General features: G+C 65.7%; 13 protein-coding genes. All 13 read right to left on the bottom strand.

Going from position 1 to position 19,687, the window contains the following annotated elements; all coding sequences use genetic code 11:
• Positions 1-16 precede the first annotated feature (16 nt).
• Positions 17-400: a hypothetical protein gene (locus tag FHT08_RS19385; RefSeq protein ID WP_003486337.1), complete on the bottom strand. Its 384-nt coding sequence runs from the start codon at positions 398-400 to the stop codon at positions 17-19.
• Positions 401-572: 172 nt separating this feature from the next.
• Entirely contained in the window at positions 573-1,058 is a 486-nt protein-coding gene (locus tag FHT08_RS19380) for a chemotaxis protein CheW (RefSeq protein ID WP_104606387.1), read from the bottom strand.
• Positions 1,059-1,189: 131 nt separating this feature from the next.
• Positions 1,190-1,975 carry a flagellar brake protein gene (locus FHT08_RS19375; RefSeq protein WP_166776438.1) on the bottom strand — a complete coding sequence of 262 codons (786 nt, stop codon included), beginning with the start codon at positions 1,973-1,975 and terminating at the stop codon, positions 1,190-1,192.
• 440 nt (positions 1,976-2,415) lie between these two features.
• Positions 2,416-4,680 (bottom strand): methyl-accepting chemotaxis protein, encoded by a 2,265-nt coding sequence (locus tag FHT08_RS19370; RefSeq protein WP_166776436.1) that lies wholly within the window; start codon positions 4,678-4,680, stop codon positions 2,416-2,418.
• A gap of 517 nt (positions 4,681-5,197) precedes the next feature.
• The gene (locus FHT08_RS19365) at positions 5,198-7,456 is read right to left on the bottom strand and encodes a methyl-accepting chemotaxis protein (RefSeq protein WP_166776434.1); all 2,259 of its coding nucleotides are present in this window, start codon (positions 7,454-7,456) and stop codon (positions 5,198-5,200) included.
• Positions 7,457-7,902: 446 nt separating this feature from the next.
• Positions 7,903-10,161, bottom strand: a complete 2,259-nt coding sequence (locus tag FHT08_RS19360) for a methyl-accepting chemotaxis protein (protein WP_166776432.1) — start codon at positions 10,159-10,161, stop codon at positions 7,903-7,905.
• Positions 10,162-10,546: 385 nt separating this feature from the next.
• Complete coding sequence (locus tag FHT08_RS19355; protein WP_166776430.1) at positions 10,547-12,724, bottom strand: methyl-accepting chemotaxis protein; 2,178 nt, start codon at positions 12,722-12,724, stop codon at positions 10,547-10,549.
• 329 nt (positions 12,725-13,053) lie between these two features.
• Positions 13,054-13,587 carry a hypothetical protein gene (locus FHT08_RS19350; RefSeq protein WP_104537485.1) on the bottom strand — a complete coding sequence of 178 codons (534 nt, stop codon included), beginning with the start codon at positions 13,585-13,587 and terminating at the stop codon, positions 13,054-13,056.
• Positions 13,588-13,821: 234 nt separating this feature from the next.
• On the bottom strand, positions 13,822-16,107 hold the full coding sequence (locus tag FHT08_RS19345) for a methyl-accepting chemotaxis protein (RefSeq protein WP_104537484.1): 2,286 nt from the start codon (positions 16,105-16,107) through the stop codon (positions 13,822-13,824).
• Between the two features lie 62 nt (positions 16,108-16,169).
• Complete coding sequence (locus tag FHT08_RS19340) at positions 16,170-16,715, bottom strand: MCP four helix bundle domain-containing protein (protein WP_166776427.1); 546 nt, start codon at positions 16,713-16,715, stop codon at positions 16,170-16,172.
• A gap of 204 nt (positions 16,716-16,919) precedes the next feature.
• Entirely contained in the window at positions 16,920-18,929 is a 2,010-nt protein-coding gene (locus FHT08_RS19335; protein ID WP_166776425.1) for a chemotaxis protein CheA, read from the bottom strand.
• 32 nt (positions 18,930-18,961) lie between these two features.
• On the bottom strand, positions 18,962-19,327 hold the full coding sequence (locus FHT08_RS19330) for a response regulator (protein ID WP_002806565.1): 366 nt from the start codon (positions 19,325-19,327) through the stop codon (positions 18,962-18,964).
• A complete protein-coding gene (locus FHT08_RS19325; protein WP_104537481.1) occupies positions 19,324-19,632 on the bottom strand; it encodes an STAS domain-containing protein in 309 nt (102 codons plus the stop codon). The genes FHT08_RS19330 and FHT08_RS19325 overlap by 4 nt, the downstream gene beginning before the upstream one ends.
• Positions 19,633-19,687 lie beyond the last annotated feature (55 nt).

The raw sequence follows: 19,687 nt of genomic DNA, 5'->3' as shown, positions 1-19,687 counted from the left end.
GCGGTCTGCGAGGCGATTACTTGATGGTGGCAAGCTTCAGGCTGGCCGGCGAGCTGACTTCGATTTCGGCCCGCGAGCTGTCGCGCTGGATCTTGCCGAGCACACAGACGTCCTTGCCTTCCAGGGTCTCCGGGGCAAAGCTGAACTTGCCGCGGTTGGCGCCGTCGATGCGGGCCGAGAAGGTGTGACGCGGGAACATGCCGCCCATGTACAGGAAGGTGGGTTCACCTTCCGAGCTCTGGGCGTACTTGGCCTTTTCGACCTTGCCGCACACCATGCCGTCCTTGCCGACGAAACGGGTCGCCATTTCCGGCGGAATCATTTCCTGCGACTGAGCCGACAGCGTGGGAGCAACGATCACGAGAGCAGCAACGGGGAGGAGCGAGAGCAGGAACTTCATTGGGATTCTCCAGAATCAAAAAGTCGAACGGTGACCCGTTTGTGTACGCGGGCTTCTATTCAGCTATCGGCTAGCGGCCGTTCAACTTGAATCCGAAAAACGTGATTCTTATCTCACTTCAACTTCGCTGTGCGTCTCGTGTCGGGACGCTCCCGACACCGGATGGTCTGAATCAGGCCGCTTCTTCTGCCAGCTGCTGCTGACCGAGTTCGGCGCTGTCCAGCAGGGTCTCGATATCCAGCAGGATCAGCATGCGATCGTCCTGGGTGCCGATACCCGAAATGAAGCGGGTGTCGACCGAGGCGCCGAATTCGGGGGTCGGTCGGATCTGGTCGTCGTTGAGCGGAATCACGTCCGAGACGCTGTCCACCACGATGCCGACCACGCGGTCTTCGACGTTGAGCACGATCATCACGGTAAAGGCGTCGTAGCGCGCTTCCTTCAGGCGCAACTTCAGGCGCAGGTCGATCACCGGCACGATGGTGCCGCGCAGGTTGATCACGCCCTTGATGTAGTCCGGTGCGTCGGGCAGACGGGTGACCGAATCGTAGCCGCGAATTTCCTGCACTTTCAGGATGTCCACGCCGTAGTGTTCTTCGCCCAGGGCGAAGCTGAGGAATTCACCACCGGTGCCGGTGGCAGTGCTTTTGTCGTTCATGGAAACTCCGGGCGTTGCGGCTGAGTGTCGGATTGCAGCTATGGGAAAAGCATGCGGGTGAGGATTGCCCTAGCAACATCGGCGCAGCGCAGGGCAACTTTAGCTGCACGCCACCGCTGGTGCAGGTGGGTTCAGAACACGCCGCTCTTGCGCGCATTGCGCTGGCGGTCGACGCGGAAGATGTAGCGCTGGATGGTCTCGTCGGCACCGCGCGGAAGGTCGCTGAACTGCATGCCGACGCGGAAACCCTCGCTGCCGTTGGGCAAGGTCTGCTTGTACTGGCTGCAGACCGTCAGCGGCAGCGTGATCGGTGCGGTGTCGGGCAACTGCAGCGTGCAATTGCGATAGATGCGCTGCGGTTCGAGCAAGGGCATGCCATCGGTGAGCGAGACCGCCAGGCCGCCGCTGCTGATATCGATCACGCGCAGCTGCAGATTGAGATTGCCGCCCTGTGCTTCGTCCTGGCGGATGATGCAGATGGGCGAATCGGTAATCGGCGTTTCCAGCCGGTACGACTCGCGACGCTGCAGGTGATACATCGCCTCGGGCAGGTCGGCGCGGAAGGCGACGTGGACGTCGCGCTCGAGCCGGTCGGGCGTTTCCAGCCGGAACCGGATATTGACCCGTTCCAGTTGTGCGTAGCACAGCAGGTACTTGGCGTCCTGGATGGCGCGGTTGGAGGCTTCGTTGTGACTGCCGTCCAGAATGATGCAGTCGTCGTCTTCGTCCACTTCGAGGACGGCGGTGGGCACGGCCATGTCGCGCCCGGCCACATGCATGGTCACGGTGGCACGCTGGTCGAGCAACTGGCGCAGCAGGCCCCGGATCTGCCGTTTGTTGCGTAGCAGATAGCGCTCGTCACCCTCGGCAAGGTGATCGGCGTCGTGGTCCAGCTCTGAGGTATCGCCTTGGGACATGGGCACAAGCACAGTAGATGCGGGAAGACGCCGGAACGGTTGTCCCGGCGTCGCCTTGCTATCGGCGGCAAAGCGAAATCCTTAAGAGCGGCTGAAAGAACGATAGCGCGAAGGCTCGGTTGCTCGGGCGTCGTGTTACCAGGGACTGGACGGTGCGGACAGATCAGTCGCAGCCTTGGACTGGATGTCGTCGGCGAAGTGGCGCAAGTGATCAGGGCCAGCAGGCCGAGGCAGCGCCGATCATCAGAGTGAGCAGCGCGGGCAGCCGGGTCCCGACGGCTCTGCCGCAATGCTTGGCCCGACGCCCGTCGGCCCGGAACAAAAAAGGGCCGCCTCCCTCGCTGGGAAGCGACCCACAAGATTCGTTGACCGAATCAAACTCCGCTCGAATGATGTGTCTGGAGATTACGGTTGTTAGGTGTTACGTGCTGTAACGGGGCTCAGAATTCCTGCCAGTCGCTTGGGCCGGCCGTGGCTGCCGCTGTTGCCGTGCCGATGGTGCTGCGGCGTGGCGCTGCGTTGCTGCCGGCACGTGCGGCCGGGCGGGCGGCGAAGCGTGCGTTGACCGGCGCAGCGACGCTCGATGAGGGCTGAGGTGCGACTGGCCCCTGCTCGACGATCTTGAACACTGCGACCGCCTCGGTAAGCTGCTGGGCCTGTTCTTCCATCGCGCGTGCGGCGGCGGTGGCTTCTTCCACCAGCGCGGCGTTCTGCTGGGTGGCTTCGTCCATGTGCGTGACGGTCTGGTTGACCTGCTCGATGCCGGCCGACTGTTCCTGCGAGGCGGCGGAGATCTCGCCCATGATGTTGGTGACGCGCTGCACGCTGGCGACGATCTCGGCCATGGTCTTGCCGGCCTGATCCACCAGTTGCGACCCGTCGGCCACACGCTGCACGGAGTCGTCGATCAGGCTCTTGATCTCCTTGGCCGCTGCGGACGAACGCTGGGCCAGGGTGCGCACTTCGGAGGCGACCACCGCAAAGCCACGGCCCTGGTCGCCGGCACGCGCCGCTTCCACGGCGGCGTTCAAGGCCAGGATGTTGGTCTGGAACGAGATCCCGTCGATGACCGAGATGATGTCGGCGATCTTCTTGGACGAGGCTTCGATCCCGCTCATGGTCTCGACCACCTTGCTGGCGATCTCGCCGCCTTGCGAGGCCACCCCGGCGGCACCGATGGCGAGTTGATTGGCCTGGCGTGCGCTTTCGGCGTTCTGCCTGACGGTGGAGGTGAGTTCTTCCATGGAGGCAGCGGTTTCCTCCAGGTTGGCGGCCTGTTGCTCGGTGCGCTGCGACAGATCCTGATTGCCGGCGGCGATCTCGCTGGCAGCGGCACTGATCGAGGTGGCCGAATGCTGGATGTGTCCGACAATGCCGGCCAACTGGGTCGCCGTGGCGTTGGCATCGTCGCGCATCCGTGCGAACACCCCCTTGAAATCGCCGTCCATGCGCGCGGTCAGGTCGCCCGCCGCAATCGCCCGCAGGATGCCCGACAGCGACTGCAGGCTGCCATCGGCGGTGGCCATCAATTGATTGAGGCTCTCGACCATGATCCGGAAATCGAACTGGAACTGCGCCGCATCGCCGCGTGCGCCGAAGTCGCCGTCGGCGGCGGACTGGGCAAGCTGCCTGATCTGCTGATTCATCGAGGCCAGGTTGGTCTTCACCTGTGCCATGGTGTCGGTCAGCCTGGCCTTTTCGCCGGGCAGTGCGTCCATGTCCTCGCTGAGGTCGCCGATAGCGTAGCGGCCCATGATCTGCGCCAGACGCAGCGTGACCTGGACGTGGCTGTCGACCAGCGCATTGGTGTCGCCGGCCATGCGGCCGTAGTCGCCGGGGAACGCGCCGGCATCCATGCGGAAGCTGAGCTGGCCGCTGTCGTGGCGCTTGGCCATGTCCAGTTGCGCGGTGATCAGGTTGCGCACCTGCGACTGCATCTTGTCCATCGCCTGCAGCAAACGGCCGGTTTCGTCGCTGGCCTCGCTGTGCACGTCGTTATCGAGCTTGCCGTCGGCGATCGCCTCGGCGGCACGGGTGGCGCGGTTCAAGGGGCCGGTGAGGCTGCGGGTGATCATCCAGGCCAGCAGGGCGCTCAGCAGCACCACGGCAAGGCCGCCGCCGATCAGCATGCTGCGGCCACGCACCATCGAGGCACTGGCCTGGTCGTAGGCCAACTGGCTGCTCTTGCGCTGCGCTTGCGAGTAGGTGCGGATTGCGTCCTGCCAGCGCTGGGTGGCCGGCGCGGCGCGTTCGAGCAGGACCGGCATGGCCTGGTCGACCTTGCCGGCCATGCCCAGGTCGCGCACCTGCTGGTTGTGCGCCAGCGCCTGCTCGCGGGTCAGATCCAGCGCGTTGCGCAGTTGCTGGTCGTGGGCATCGGCGGGGAACGCGTAGAGCTTCTCGCGCAGCTCCTTGTAGCGGATGCGCTGGGCGTCGATCACTTCAGCGAATTGCCGATTCTGTTCGGCGGTGGTGGGCAGCACGATGTTGCGCAGATTCAATGAAATCGTGGCATTGGCATCCAGCATGTCGGTGGCGTACTGGATCATCGCCATGTTGCGGTTGACGATGGTATCCAGGCGTTCGCGTGCCTGACTGAGCGTGTACAGCCCGGCCGCCACCAGCGCACAGGACAGAAGGATCAAGACGCCGAAGGCCAGCGAGAGGCGCTTGCCGACGTTGAAGCGGTGCAGAAAGGAGTTCATGAAATGACCTGAGCGAATGTGCCGTTAGATGGACTGGCATGCGATGCGGTGCCGCGGCACTGCGTCGCACCCCATGCCTTGTGTGATGCGTCGGTCAGATAACGGCGTTAGAACTGCTGTATTGAGGCAAGCCGGGCTGGCCAGTAAAGCCGGGTCTCAGGCACGTGACTGCCATGTGTACAAGGGGTGGGGGATTGGCGGGGGTGTGTCGGGGATTTCCCTAGAAAACACGCGTCGAATGCGGTTTTGGAAGCAGCGCGGCAGGGGCCGGCGCGCACGATGTGAAGTGCCACTTCACGCTAACTGCGTTGCCCGCGGGCTTGCGGACAGTTGGCATGGCGCGCACAACGCAAAACGGCACCGCGGGTGCGGTGCCGTGGTCAACAGTGTGCAGCTGCGGACTGCAGGGCAGCGTGCTTGAGCGTGGCGTCGAACATGTATCCCGCTCGCTGTGCACGCCAGTTGCAAGAACTGGCATGCACTCCCCGTCGGTGGGCCAACAGCGATGACGGGCGGCCTAGAACTCCTGCCAGTCGCCCACCTCGCTTGCGGTTGCCGACGCAGCAGCGGCGCTGCGCCGCAACGGGGCGGCCGTGCTGGCGCGGGCGATCGGGCGCGGTGTGCTGCGGGCACGAGCGGGCGCATTGGCAATGGCCGACAACTGGCGGGCCACCGGTGCGTGTTCGGCAACCTTGAATACGGCGACCGCCTCGGTGAGCTGCTTGGCCTGCTCTTCCATCGTGCGCGCGGCGGCGGTGGCTTCTTCCACCAGCGCGGCGTTCTGCTGGGTGGTTTCGTCCATCTGGGTCACGGTCTGGTTGACCTGCTCGATGCCGGAGTACTGCTCCTGCGACGCGGAGGAAATCTCGCCCATGATGTTGGTGACGCGCTGCACACTGGCAACGATCTCGGCCATGGTGGTGCCGGCCTGGTCAACCAGGGTGGCGCCCTGGGTGACCTTGTCGACCGAATCGTCGATCAGGTGCTTGATCTCCTTCGCCGCACCGGCCGAACGCTGCGCCAGGGTACGCACCTCGGAGGCAACCACGGCAAACCCGCGCCCTTGTTCGCCGGCGCGCGCCGCTTCCACGGCGGCATTCAACGCCAGGATATTGGTCTGGAAGGCGATGCCGTCGATGACGGAGATGATTTCGGCGATCTTCTTCGACGAGCTCTGGATGTCGGACATGGTGGTGACCACCTGGGCCACCACATCGCCGCCTTGCGAGGCCACTGCCGCCGCGCCGATGGCGAGCTGGTTGGCCTGGCCGGCGTGTTCGGCATTCTGCTTGACGGTGGAGGTGAGTTCCTCCATCGAAGCGGCGGTTTCTTCCAGATTGGCGGCCTGCTGTTCGGTGCGCTGCGACAGGTCCTGGTTGCCGGAGGCGATCTCGCCCGATGCCAGGCCGATCGCGTCGGCAGCGGTCTGGATGCGGCCCACGATGCCGGCCAGCTGTTCGGCGGTGGCGTTGGCGTCGTCGCGCATCTGCGCAAATACGCCCTGGTACTGGCCGCTCATGCGTGCGGTGAGATCGCCGGCGGCGATCGACTGCAGCAGACCGGACAACGACTGCAGATTGCCGTCGGCGGTGGACATCAGGGTGTTGAGGCTTTCCACCATGATGCGGAAATCGAACTGGAACTGTTCGGCATTGCCGCGCGCGGTGAAGTCACCGTTGGCGGCGGCCTGGGCCAATTGCTTGATCTCCGTATTCATCGTCGACAGGTTCAACTTGACCTGGTTCATCGCAGTGGTGATGGCGGCTTTCTCGCCCGGCAGTTGCGGCATGTCCTCGGTGAGGTCGCCGATCGCATAGCGTTCCACCAGATGGATGGTCTGCGTCTCTAGCCTGATGTGCGCGGCGACCAGCTCGTTGGTGTCCTTGGCCATGCGACCGAAGTCGCCCGGGAATGCACCGGCATCCATGCGGAAGCTGATCTGGCCATCGTCATGGCGCTTGGCCATGTCCAATTGCGCACTGATCAGGTTGCGCACCTGGCTCTGCATGCGGTCCATTGCATGCAACAGGCGGCCAGTCTCGTCGTTGGCCTGCGTCCTTACATCGTTGTCGAGATTGCCGTCGGCGATCGCCTCGGCGGCGCGGGTAGCCTGGGCCAGCGGGCGCACCAGGCTGCGGGTGATCAAAAGCGCCAGCAAACCGCTGATCAACACGACCGCCAGGCCGCCGCCGATCAGCATGCTGCGCCCGTGGTCCATCGAGGTGTTGGCCGCAGCGTACGCTTCCAGACTGCGGCGTCGCTGCAATTTGGCGTAATCGGCGATGGCATCCTGCCAGCGCTGGGTGGCGGGACCCGAACTCTGCATCAACACCTCCAGCGCTGTGTCGCTCTTCCCGGCCCGCCCGAGATCGATGACCTGCTGGTTCGCGCTTCTTGACTTCTCACGGGCCTGGTCGATCCGGTTGCGAATCGCTGTGCCTTCAGCCGTTGCGGGAAAAGCGTAAAGCTTTTCGCGTTCCTGGTCATAGTGCAGGCGCTGCTGGCCGATGATGTTGGCAAAACGCAGATTATCTTCTTGCGACGTCGGTAACACGATGTTGCGCAACTGCACCGCGATGACCGAGCTGGCGTTGGTCATTTCCTGGGCATGTTGGATCATCGTGATATTGCGGTTGACGATGGTATTGAGAGACGTCCGCGCCTGCGCAAGGGTGTATACGCCGGCAACCACCAGTGCGCACGACAGCAGGATGAGTGTGCCGAAGGCGAAGGTTAGTCGCTTGCCGACGTTGTAGCGTTGAAGAAGGGCGATCATGTTGGGTCTCAAGGCAGCTGGCAAAAATGGGCGATGCGCGTCGGCTCGTCCGCGCGCTGGTCGATACGTGGAGCTAGCCAAGGCGGGCAACCGTCAGGCCGATCCATCGGTGCCTGTGATGCTTCGCCTATGGACTATCGATTGCACGACAGCCACGCGGGCTTGTGGTCTATAACGGTCAGAATCGTCATTGCTTGACTCGCCAATCCGGCTTCTGTATATCGCGGCGTCACCAAGGTGACGCTGGTGTGTACGAGCTATCGGAAAGCGCCGATACAGCGGCGTGCGCAAGGCGACGGCAGGCGACTGGATTCACCTCGTCCTCATGCGGTTGAAAGGCCGCGCCGATGCCTGGACGCGGATTGAGCGCGGCCAGGTGGACGGGTACTGTGCGGGAACGGTGCCGCGACGGGTAGGCTGACGCGCCGTCGGTTTGTTAGCGGCTCTTAGAACTCAGCCCAGTCCGACTCGTTGGATGGCGCCGCCGCCACTGCAGCGCGTGCGCCCGTCCTGGCGGCAGGCGAAGTGGGAACCTTGGCGCCAGCGGCGACAGGCCGCTTGGCAGCGATCTGGCGCACCACCGGTATTGCGCGCTTCACCGCTTCCAGTTCGGCCGACAGGCGGAACAGGGCCACCGCTTCGGTGAGCTGCTGCGCCTGTTCTTCCATCGAACGCGCGGCGGCGGTGGCTTCTTCCACCAGCGCGGCGTTCTGCTGGGTGGCTTCGTCCATGTGGGTGACGGTCTGGTTGACCTGCTCGATGCCGGCCGACTGTTCCTGCGAGGCGGCGGAGATCTCGCTCATGATGTCGGTGACGCGCTGCACCGAGGAGACGATCTCGCTCATGGTGGTGCCGGCCTGGTTCACCAGCGCCGAGCCTTCGGCCACCTTGCTGACCGAGTCGTCGATCAGGCTCTTGATTTCCTTCGCGGCGCCGGCCGAGCGCTGCGCCAGTGTGCGCACTTCGCTGGCGACCACTGCAAAGCCGCGGCCCTGTTCGCCGGCACGCGCCGCTTCCACTGCTGCGTTCAGGGCCAGGATGTTGGTCTGGAAGGCGATACCGTCGATCACCGAGATGATCTCGGCGATCTTCTTGGACGAGGTCTGGATACCGGACATGGTGGTGACCACCTGGCCGACCACGCTGCCGCCGTGCGAGGCGACATCGGCTGCGCCGATCGCCAGCTGGTTGGCCTGGCGTGCGTGCTCGGCGTTCTGCCTGACGGTGGAGGTGAGCTCTTCCATCGAGGCGGCGGTTTCTTCCAGGTTGGCGGCCTGCTGCTCGGTGCGCTGCGACAGGTCCTGGTTGCCGGCGGCGATTTCCCCTGCGGCGGTGTTGATGGCCAGGGTGGAGTGCTTGATGCGCCCGACGATGTCGGTCAGGCGCTGGGTGGTGGCATTGGCATCATCGCGCAGGCGCGCGAACACGCCGTGGAAGTCGCCGTCCAGACGTGCGGTCAGATCGCCTTCTGCCACCGCGCCGAGCAGCTGCGACAGCTTGCCCAGGTTGCGGTCGCTGACCTCCATCATCGAATTCAGATCCGCCACCATCACCGCGAAGTCGTACTTGAAGCGCGCCGCGTCGCCGCGTGCGCTGAAATCGCCTGCGGCTGCGGCCTGCGCCAGCAGCTTGATCTCGGTGTTGATCGACAACAGGCTGGCCTTGGCCGCATCCATCGCTTCATGCAGGATGGCGCGGCTGGCCGGCAGACGGCGTGCGTCCTGGGTCAGGTCGCCCTGTGCGTACTGGTTGAGGATACGGACCGCGTCGGTGATGGCATCCAGATGCTCGAAGATCATCGTGTTGATGCCGCCGGCCAGCGTGCCGTACACGCCGGGGAAATCCTCGGGCATGCGGTGGGTGATGTCTTCGGCCGCATGCAGGTGCGACATGCGCGCGGTTTCGTCGCTGAAGCGGCGCAGCATCTGCATCATGCTGCCGGTGGCGTCGAGTATCTGGCCGATTTCGTCGTTGCTGGTCTTGTTGACCTGCACGCTCAGATCGCCGCGCGAGACTGCCTTGATGGCGCCCAGCGCCTTGGACAGCGGATTGGTGATGCTGCGCGCGATCAGCCAGCCAAAGGTCACCGACAGCGCTGCCATCAGCAGCGTGCCGAGCAGCAACATCACGCTGGTCAGTTCGAACGACGCGGTGCTGGCCGCGACCATGTCGCTCAGGGCCTTGGACTGCTGCGCATAGAGCTTGTCGACCGAAGCGAACAGTTCCTTGCGGATCTCGCCGGACTGCTTGCTCGAAAATTCCATCGCCGCAGCGCGGTCCGGTTGTGCATAGAGCGTGCGCAGCTGCTGGTTGGCGGCGAAGTAGCGCGTACTGGCGTCGGTCAGCTTGGCGTATTCGGCCTTCAGCGGCGAGGCGGCACCGATCTTGGCGTCCAGCAGCTTTTGCGTTTCACGGTACTTGGCGTGGATCTCGTCCATGCGCTTGGAGAACACCGCATAGCGTTGCGGATCGTCCAGATTGACGAACTGGCCTACTTCATAGACGCGGAATTCGCCGGCAAACCCGCGCAGCTCGGACAGGCGGCTCAGCACCGGCACCACCTCCTGGTTGATCAGGGTGGTTTGTTGCTGCATCTGCCGCATGCGCGAAAGGCCGAGCCCGCCCAGCAGGGCGGTCAGCACGGCACTCAGGCAAAAGGCAAACATCAGTTTGCGGCGGATCGGCCAATCGTTGAACTTGTTCATCAGTTACTCCGGGGCATTGCGCAGGAGCGCTCTCCGACGCTAGCGGCTGCCGTATATGATTCTTTATCTTCGACGGATGAACGGTGCAGTGTCCGGCTTGCGTGTGCCGCGATCATGCCGCTGGCAACACAGCGGTGGCAGGCAGGTGGGCACGCGCCCATGTGCACCCATTGGGATGGTTCTGCAACTGGTCGTGCACGATCGCCGCCGCCGCATCGCGGCTTGCCCAGCCACCGCACGCTGCGCCAGCAGGGCGCTGGCGATCGACTCTGCGGCGGTGACTGCTTTCTTCAGCGCATTGCCGGTCTGCCCGGCCCGATGGCGCGCCACGCCCTTCCGAGGCGATGACGTGACGGAGGCGGTGCGGGGAGCGATCTTGCGGCCATCAGCTGGCGACGGGCAAGACCTCTGCGCGCGCAGCACTGCGACCGGTGCCACGCTGCACGGGCAAGGCCGCCGTCACCCGGAAGCTGGACACCGCCTCGTCGAGTTGCTGCGCCTGCTGCTGCATGGCGTTGGCGGCGGCGGTGGCCTCTTCCACCAGCGCTGCGTTCTGCTGGGTGCTCTCGTCCATCTGGGTGACAGTGAGATTGACCTGCTCGATGCCAGCCGACTGTTCCTGCGAGGCGGCGGAGATCTCGCTCATGATGTCGGTGACGCGCTGCACCGAAGACACGATGTCGGCCATGGTCTTGCCGGCCTGATCCACCAGTGCCGAGCCCTGCGCCACCTTGCCGACCGAGTCGTCGATCAGATGCTTGATCTCCTTGGCTGCGCCGGCCGAACGCTGTGCCAGGGTGCGTACCTCGGAGGCGACCACCGCAAAGCCGCGGCCCTGTTCGCCGGCACGTGCCGCTTCCACCGCTGCGTTCAAGGCCAGGATGTTGGTCTGGAAGGCGATGCCGTCGATGACGGAGATGATGTCGGCGATCTTCCTGGACGAGGTCTGGATGCCGGACATGGTGTCCACCACCTGGCTGACCACCTGACCGCCTTGCGAGGCCACCGAGGCGGCACCGATCGCCAGCTGGTTGGCCTGGCGTGCATGCTCGGCGTTCTGCTTGACGGTGGCGGTGAGCTCCTCCATCGAGGCGGCGGTTTCTTCCAGGTTGGCGGCCTGCTGCTCGGTACGCTGCGACAGGTCGTTGTTGCCAGCGGCGATCTCGCTGGCCGAACGGGTGATGGAGCCGGCGGCCTGCTGGATGCGCCCGACGATGCCGGCCAACTGCGTGGCAGTGGTATTGGCGTCATCGCGCATGCGTGCGAACACGCCGTGGAACTGACCATCCATGCGCGCGGTGAGGTCGCCCTCGGCCAGCGCCGCCAGCAGCTCGGACAGCTTGCCCAGGTTGCGGTCGCTGACTTCCATCATCGCGTTGAGGTCGTTGATCATGCGCGCCGAGTCGTGTTCGAAGCGCGTGGCATCGCCGCGCTGGCTGAAGTCGCCATTGGCTGCGGCCTGGGCCAGGCGCTTGATCTCGGTGTTGATGGCCAGCAGGCTGGCCTTGGCCGCATCCATCGCTTCGTGGAGCACCGCGCGGGTGCCGGGCAGCCGCGCGGCGTCGCGCGACAGATCGCCCTGCGCGTATTCGTTGAGGATGCCGATCGCATCGATGATGGCGTCCAGATGTTCGAAGATCATCGTATTGATGCCGCCGGCCAGTTCGCCGTAGACACCGGGGAAATCGGTAGGCATGCGGTGGCTGACGTCTTCGCCGGCGTGCATGTGCATCATCACCTTGGTCTGCGCGGAAAAGCGCTCCAGCGTGTGCACCATGTCGTCGGTGGCCTTGAGCATCTGGCCGATTTCATCGCTGCCATGCTGTGCGGTGCGCACGCTCAGATCGCCACGCGCCACGCCCTTGATGGCGGCGAGCGCGCGTGACACCGGCTCCAGGATCGAATTGCCGATCAGCCAGCCCACCAACAGGTTGAGCAGCACCAGTACGCCGCCGGCCAGGGTGACGATGCCGGTGAAGGCCAGCGCCTGCGACTGGGTATCGTCCAGATAGACGCCGGTGCCGATCACCCAGCCCCACGGCTTGTACAGCGATGCGTACGAGGTCTTCTGCACCGGCTCCTTTTCACCGGGCTTGGCCCAGGCGTAGTCGACGTAGCCGCCGCCGGACTGCGCCGCGCTGACGAAGGCCGGGAAAATGCGCTTGCCATCGGGGCTCAGCACATCGTTGAGCGGCTTGCCTTCGAGGTCCGGGCGGGTGGGGTGCATCAGCATCACCGGCGCCTGGTCGGTGACATAGATGTAATCCACGCCGCCACGTGCGCGCATGGTGGACAAGGTATGCAATGCGGCCTTCTTGGCGCTGTCCACATCCATCTCGCCCTTTTCGGCGCGCTCGGCGTAGCCATTGACCACCGCGATCGCCATCTCGATCTGGCTCTTGAGCCCATCGCGGCGCGTATCGGTGAGGTCCACGTATTGCATGCGTGCGGCGATCACCGCCAACGCGATGATGCCCAGCGCCACCAGCGCGGTCTGTGCCAGAAACTTGCGCTTCAGCGGAACGTTGGCCAGCGTGTTTGCAATCGTGGTCTTGAACGTCATGGCAGGTATCCAGCAAGGCAGGGTGACCGGGATAAGTCGAATAGCGACCTGATCCCCAAAATGTTGAGCACTACGCGGCCACCGATCGGATGGCGGTTTTCAGCGATTCTGGACGCGGTGGCGGCCGCATGCCGCGCGCGTCACACGGTTGCCATGAAGGCGCGGCGGCAGCGCACACGGGCGGGCAGGGTATGCGGCACCAGGATCAGCTGGGCCAGCCAGGGCATTTGAGGAACGCCACGGCAGGTCGCGTGGTTTGGCGCAGCGCAGGGCCGGTTGGGGAGGCAGCGACACCGCTGCGACCATCGGCGCCGTCACGCGGGCATGGCTCAATCGCGTTGCGTGTTGCGGACCCTTGCCACCGACTGCTGCAGGGTCTGCAGTTCGGTCCACAGCAGGTGCCGCGTATCGCCCGCATGGCCCAGCGACAGGGCTTGCGCAGACTGCAGGTCGCCGTCGTGCAGGGCGCGATCGGCCTGCCGATGCTGCGCCAGGTACCGACCCAACTGCTGCTGCACGAGTGCGAACTGGCGCGCCTGCTCGCCCTGCGGCGCGCTGGCCTGGAAGTAGCCTGCATGCCGTGCAATGCGTTGCCGCAGGTTGCCCAGACGTTCGTCGTAGGCTTCGATACGGGCGGGGTCGTGCGCTGCGGCAAGCTGCGCCCGCTGGTCGTCGCGCAACTGCACCAGGTCGGTGGCAAGCGACTGCAGCGCGCTCATCGGCACGTTGTCCAGCAGGACCGACACCGGCGCGGCCGGTGCTGCGAAGGACGGCGGCAACCAGACGCTGGCAGCCAGCAGCGCGACGGCGCATACCGAACCCAGCATGTGGCGGGCAGAGCGCGGTGAGTTGACGGTAGGCATGCGGACCTCCTTGGACGTAGCGGGGGCCAGGCAGCCCTCGTTGTTCCCTGTATCGGCCGCCGAAGCCTGCGCTTGATCACCTTTCGACAGACGGCGCGATTGCATGGGAATCGAGGAAATGGGCGCAGCGCCGGCGTTTGTTCGCAGTCTTTGAAAACGCCAGGCCCCGGCATCGCTGTCGGGGCCTGGCCGTGCCGGCCGCGCGGGCGGCGGCCTGGCAATCGGAGGTCGCGGTCAGAATTCGTGCCAGCTCGAATCGTTGCCGGCGGTTGCCGTTGCCGGCGTGCGCGCCGCCACCGCAGCGGTGTTGTTCGACCTGGCCGCAGGCGTCGCCGCTGCTGCGGCCGATCGCTTGGCGGCAGCTTGCCTGGTGCTTGCCTGGTGCTGCGTCGCGGTGCGGACCGGCGCTGCAGGCAACGCGGGCATCTGTTGAATCTTGAAGATCGCCACCGCATCGGACAATTGCCCGGCCTGATCTTCCATCGCGCGGGCGGCGGCGGTGGCTTCCTCCACCAGGGCGGCGTTCTGCTGGGTGGCCTCGTCCATCTGGGTCACGGTGTGGTTGACCTGCTCGATGCCGGCCGACTGCTCCTGCGAGGCCGCGGAGATCTCACCCATGATATCGGTCACGCGCTGCACGCTGGTGACGATCTCGCCCATGGTCTGCCCGGCGGTGTGCACCAGTGCCGAACCCTCGGCGACCTTGCCGACCGAATCGTCGATCAGGCCCTTGATTTCCTTGGCGGCGCCGGCCGAGCGCTGCGCCAGCGTGCGCACCTCGCTGGCCACCACCGCAAAGCCGCGGCCCTGTTCGCCGGCACGCGCCGCTTCCACCGCGGCGTTCAACGCCAGGATATTGGTCTGGAAGGCGATGCCGTCGATCACCGAGATGATCTCGGCGATCTTCTTCGAGGACGCCTCGATGCCGCTCATCGTGGTGACGACCTGGCCGACCACCTCGCCACCGCGCGAGGCGACGTCCGCGGCACCGATGGCGAACTGGTTGGCCTGGCGCGCATGCTCGGCGTTCTGCTTGACGGTGGAGGTCAGCTCCTCCATCGAGGCCGCGGTCTCCTGCAGGCTCGCGGCCTGCTGTTCTGTGCGGCGCGACAGGTCGTCGTTGCCGCTGGCGATCTCGCTGGCGGCGGTGTTGATCGAGCCGGAGGCATGCTGGATGCGGCCGACGATCTCGGTCAGGCGCTGCACGGTGGTGTTGGCGTCGTCGCGCATGGTGGCGAACACGCCATGGAACTCGCCGTCCATGCGCGCGGTGAGGTCGCCGTCGGCGATGGCCTGGAGCAGCTGCGAGAACGCGGCCAGGTTGGTGTCGGCGGTGGCCATCATGGTGTTGAGATTCTCGACCATGACCCGGAAGTCGTTGTCGAAGCGGCTGACGTCGCCGCGCAGCGAGAAGTCGCCGACGCTGGCGGCCTGCGCCAGCTGCTGGATCTGCGTGTTGATGGCGGTCAGGTTGCGCTTGGCCTCGCCCATGGTCTGGGTGAGCACCGCCTTCTCGCCGGGCAGCTCGTCCATGTCCACCGACAGGTCGCCCACGCCGTAGCGCTGGGTGATCCCCAGCAGCCGCATCTTGACCGCGATGTGGGCGGCGACCAGGTCGTTGGTGTTGCGGACCATTGCGCCGTACTCGCCGGGGAAGGCGTCCTGGTCGATGCGGTAGCTGATCCAGCCCAGCTCGTGCTGGCGTCCCATCTCGTTTTGCGCGTCGACGACCTCGCGGATGCGGGTGCGCATCGCCAGCATGTCGTCGATCAGCAGGCCCAGTTCGTCGCGGCCGCCACGCTCGACCTGGCTGTCGAGGTCGCCCTGGGCGACGGCGCGCGACAGTGCGGTCGCCGAGCGCAACTGGCGATTGATGCTGCGCGCCATCAGCCAGCCGGTGCCCAGCGCCACGCCGAGGGTGGCCAGCAGCATGCCCACGATCAACAGTTGGGTCCGTGCCAGCAGCGCGTGGGTGGCGGTCATCTCCTGGTCCAGCTGGCCGACGTTGCGCTCGTTGAGCGCGATCAGCTTCTCGAACAGGTCGCGGCGCAGCGGCCGCGACTCCTTGTCCGAGACGGTCTGCGCGGCCGCGGCGTCGTGCGCGCGCACGGCCTCGCCCATGCGCTGGCTGGCGGCCAGGTAGGCGGCCAGCGAGGTTGCGACGGCGTCGTACAGGCGGCGCTCGGCCGGCTCCTGGATGGTGGCCTCGAACCGGGCCTGCTGGCGGGCGACCTCGTCGCGGGCCTTCTGAATGCGCGCGAAGTAGTCGGCGACCGCGTCTGGCTCGTCGATGCGCGACAGCTGCGCGAGCTCGTAGGTGCGGATTTCGCCGAGCTGCGCGCGGATCTCCGCCAGCGACTGCGTGGCCGGGATCCACTTGCCCTCGACGCGCTGGAACTCGGCCATCGACTGCGAGGTGCGGTCGTAGACGAACAGGCCCAGCAGCAGCGTCAGCAGGCTGACCACGGCGAACACCAGGGCCAGTTTGTAGACGATCCTCAGATCCGAAAACCATTTCATCGAAGTGCTCCTGCAGTGCCGGCGGCGGCCGGCGTTGCGCCGTTGGGAAGAGGGCCGGGGCGTCAGCCGGCGTCGGGGCCGGCCCGCTGGTCGATCTGGGCGATCAGCGCGCTGAGTTCGGTGAACAGCTCGCGCCGCTGCTGCAGCGCCTGGCGCGTGGACAGCGCCTTGGCCTGCGCTTTGTCGCCGGCGTGCGCGGCCTCGGCGATGCGGGCGTGCAGGTCCAGGTAGCTGTCCAGCCGGCTCTTGAGCGAGTTGCGCAGCCGCGCCTCGTCGCCCTCCGGCGCGGTCGCGGCGTAGTGGCTCCAGGCGCGATCCAGGCGCTGGCGGGTGTCGGCCAGGCGCTGGTCGTAGTCGGCGACCTCGGCAGCATCGCCGACGTGCACGATCTGGCCGAGCTCCAACGCGCGGAACTCGGCCAGGCTGGCACGCAGCTCGTGCAGCGCCAGCGACGGGGCGATGCGGCGGTGCTCCAGGTAGTCGAGGCGGTCGCTGGTGCGGCCCAGCGGCCCCAGCACCAGCCAGCTCACCACCGCCAGCAGCGCGACCACGGTCAGCCCGGCCAGGGCCGTGGCCCGGTACGCACGAAAGGAGGTCGTCAGTTCCATTGCCTGCTCCTGCAGAGTCCGAAGAATCCGGGACGCGTCGGCGCCCGGTCGTCCAGTGGTATCGGCGTGGCGGCGCGCGGACTTGATGGCGGGGTGCGCGGCTTTTTTCTTAACCTGTTCTGCTTCGTCAGCGGGCGAGCCGGCGCCGGTTCCCGCGCATGGGCACGCAGCGCGGCGCGGGCCAGCGCCCGCGCCGCGCGGGACTCAGGCGGCCTGCGGCACGCGCAGCGAGCGCACCAGCCCGCCGATGTCCACGATCAGCGAGACCCGACCATCCCCCAGGATGGTGGCGCCGGACACGCCCGGGATACGGCGGTAGTTGTTTTCGATGTTCTTGACCACGACCTGTTGCTGGCCGAGCAGCTCGTCCACTTCCAGCGCGATCTTCTGGCCGTCGCCTTCGACCACCACCACCAGCGGTTCCTGCGAGGACTGCTGACCGCCGAAGCCGTAGTAGTCGGTGAGCGACAGGATCGGCAGATACTCGCCACGCACCCGCAGCACACGGCCGTCGCCGGCCATCGAACGGACGTCCTCCGGCGCCGGCTGCAGGGCTTCGAGCACGTAGGCCAGCGGCAGGATCAGGGTTTCGCCGGCCACCGAGACGGTCATGCCATCGAGGATGGCCAGGGTCAGCGGCAGACGGATCAGCACGCGGGTACCGCTGCCGGCGTTGCTTTCCAGCTGCACTTCGCCACCCAGGCCCTGGATGTTGCGGCGGACCACGTCCATGCCCACGCCACGGCCGGACAGGTCGGTCACTGCATCGGCGGTGGAGAAGCCCGGAGCGAAGATCAGATCCCACACCTGCGCATCGGTCGGGTTGTCCGGCACGGCAATGCCGCGTTCGGCCGCTTTTTCCAGGATCTTGGCGCGATTGAGGCCACGGCCGTCGTCGCTGACCTCGATCACGATATGACCGCCCTGATGCGATGCTGCCAGGGTGATGGTGCCGGTCTCGTCCTTGCCGGAGGCACGACGCGCATCGGGCATTTCCAGACCGTGGTCGATCGAGTTGCGCACCAGGTGCACCAACGGATCGGCAATCTTTTCGATCAGGCCCTTGTCCAGCTCGGTGCCTTCGCCGATGGTGCGCAGGCGCACCTGTTTGCCGAGCCGGCTGGAGAGGTCGCGGACCAGGCGCGGGAAGCGACGGAACACCGCATCCACCGGCAGCATACGCACGCCGATGACCGCTTCCTGCAGGTCGCGGGTGTTGCGTTCCAGCAGATCCAGGCCGGCGAACAGCTGTTCGGCATGCGCCGGATCCAGGCCGGTGGAGACCTGCTTGAGCATGGCCTGGGTGATGACCAGCTCGCCGACCAGATTGATCAGCGCATCGACCTTGTCGACGCTGACGCGGATCGAGGTCTCTGCTTCGGCAGCGGCGGCCTTGGCCGGCGTGGCGGCAGCAGCGGCGGCAGGTTCGGCAGCGGCGGCGGGTGCCGCCGCGACAGCGACAGGCGCCGCGACAGTGGCTTCGACGGCCAGGCTCGGCGGCGGGCCGGGCACCGCCATCGGGCGGATGTCCAGCTCGCAATCGTCCACTACCCAGGCAAAGGTGTCTTCGATCTTGCTGCGCGGAATCTTGCCGATCAGGCCCAGATCCCAGGCCAGGTAGGCTTCCAGCGGGTCCATGTTCTCGAAGCCCGGCATGCGCTCCAGGCGTGCGGCAATCTGCAGCGGGCCCAGGTGCTCGAGCTCGCGGATGATGCGCAGCGGGTCGTTGCCGCTCATGAACAGCGACGGCGCCGGGGTGAAACCGATATGCCAGGCTTCGGGTTCTTCTTCCTTCGGCTTGGCGACCACCGCGGCGGTCGGCGCTTCGCCGGCCAGCACGGCGTTCAAACGGGTATGCACGGCCTTGACCGCGGCCGGGTCGGCCGGGGTGCCGTGTTCGGCTTCGCGCAGCAGGGCGCGCAGCACGTCGACCGAGCCGAGCATGGCATCGACCGCATTGGGTTCGAGCTGGCGCTTGTTGGAACGCAATTCGTCGAGCAGCGTCTCCAGCACGTGGGTCAGGCCGGCGACGGCCTCGAAACCGAAGGTGGCAGCGCCGCCCTTGATCGAGTGTGCGGCGCGAAACACCGAGTTGATGATTTCCGGGTCGCGGTTGCCCTCTTCAAGGGACAACAGCCCGGACTCCATCGCATCCAGCCCTTCACGGCTTTCCTCGAAAAAGGTGGCGTGGAAACGTTGCAGGTCCATGCTCATGGGCGTGACATCCGATGGTGAGGCAAGTGGAATTAACCCAGGACTTTCTGGACGGTGGCGATCAGCTGTTCCGGATTGAACGGCTTGACCAGCCAGCCGGTGGCACCGGCCGCCTTGCCTTCGGACTTCTTGTCGGCCGCCGACTCGGTGGTGAGCATCAGCATCGGGGTGAACTTGTAGTCCGGCAGCTGGCGCAGCTCGCGGATCAGCGAGATGCCGTCCATGTTGGGCATGTTCACGTCGGTCACCACCGCATTGAAGCGTTGGCCCTTCGCGCGGCCCAGCGCAACGGCGCCGTCCTCGGCTTCTTCGACGGCAAAGCCGGCAGAGGTGAGGGCGAAAGAGACCATCTGGCGCATCGACGCCGAATCGTCCACCACCAAGATACGTGCGCTCATGCGGCGTTCTCCACAGATTTCAGGTTGTCATTGGATGCGGAAAGTCCGAGCGCGTCGGTGACGCCGAGCAGACGGACCGCATCTCTAAAAGTGTCGTTGCAGCCATCGAATTCGGTATGCAACCCCGCCTGGCGGCGGGTCTGCACAAAGGCGCAGAGCAACTGCACGCTGGCGGTATGGATACGCCGGACCTCGCCGGCATTGAGCACCAGGTCGCCGTCCTGGGCAAGGAACGCGGCAAGCTTCTGCTTGAGGTCGGCGCTGGTCTCGATGCCGAGATCCTCACCCAATGTCACTGTGCTCATTGTTGCTCCGAACGGATGGTTCTATGCGTACTAACGGCGGGGGGCGGGAAAGCTT

It is taken from the genome of Xanthomonas sp. CFBP 8151, assembly GCF_011761885.1.
Taxonomy (GTDB): Bacteria; Pseudomonadota; Gammaproteobacteria; order Xanthomonadales; family Xanthomonadaceae; genus Xanthomonas; species Xanthomonas arboricola_B.
This window is presented reverse-complemented; position numbering and strand designations above follow the sequence as displayed.

Coding starts and splice junctions, on each gene's coding strand:
- FHT08_RS19385 (WP_003486337.1), bottom strand. CDS start 400: ATGAAGTTCCTGCTCTCGCTCCTCCCCGTTGCTGCTCTCGTGATCGTT.
- FHT08_RS19380 (WP_104606387.1), bottom strand. CDS start 1,058: ATGAACGACAAAAGCACTGCCACCGGCACCGGTGGTGAATTCCTCAGC.
- FHT08_RS19375 (WP_166776438.1), bottom strand. CDS start 1,975: ATGTCCCAAGGCGATACCTCAGAGCTGGACCACGACGCCGATCACCTT.
- FHT08_RS19370 (WP_166776436.1), bottom strand. CDS start 4,680: ATGAACTCCTTTCTGCACCGCTTCAACGTCGGCAAGCGCCTCTCGCTG.
- FHT08_RS19365 (WP_166776434.1), bottom strand. CDS start 7,456: ATGATCGCCCTTCTTCAACGCTACAACGTCGGCAAGCGACTAACCTTC.
- FHT08_RS19360 (WP_166776432.1), bottom strand. CDS start 10,161: ATGAACAAGTTCAACGATTGGCCGATCCGCCGCAAACTGATGTTTGCC.
- FHT08_RS19355 (WP_166776430.1), bottom strand. CDS start 12,724: ATGACGTTCAAGACCACGATTGCAAACACGCTGGCCAACGTTCCGCTG.
- FHT08_RS19350 (WP_104537485.1), bottom strand. CDS start 13,587: ATGCCTACCGTCAACTCACCGCGCTCTGCCCGCCACATGCTGGGTTCG.
- FHT08_RS19345 (WP_104537484.1), bottom strand. CDS start 16,107: ATGAAATGGTTTTCGGATCTGAGGATCGTCTACAAACTGGCCCTGGTG.
- FHT08_RS19340 (WP_166776427.1), bottom strand. CDS start 16,715: ATGGAACTGACGACCTCCTTTCGTGCGTACCGGGCCACGGCCCTGGCC.
- FHT08_RS19335 (WP_166776425.1), bottom strand. CDS start 18,929: ATGAGCATGGACCTGCAACGTTTCCACGCCACCTTTTTCGAGGAAAGC.
- FHT08_RS19330 (WP_002806565.1), bottom strand. CDS start 19,327: ATGAGCGCACGTATCTTGGTGGTGGACGATTCGGCGTCGATGCGCCAG.
- FHT08_RS19325 (WP_104537481.1), bottom strand. CDS start 19,632: ATGAGCACAGTGACATTGGGTGAGGATCTCGGCATCGAGACCAGCGCC.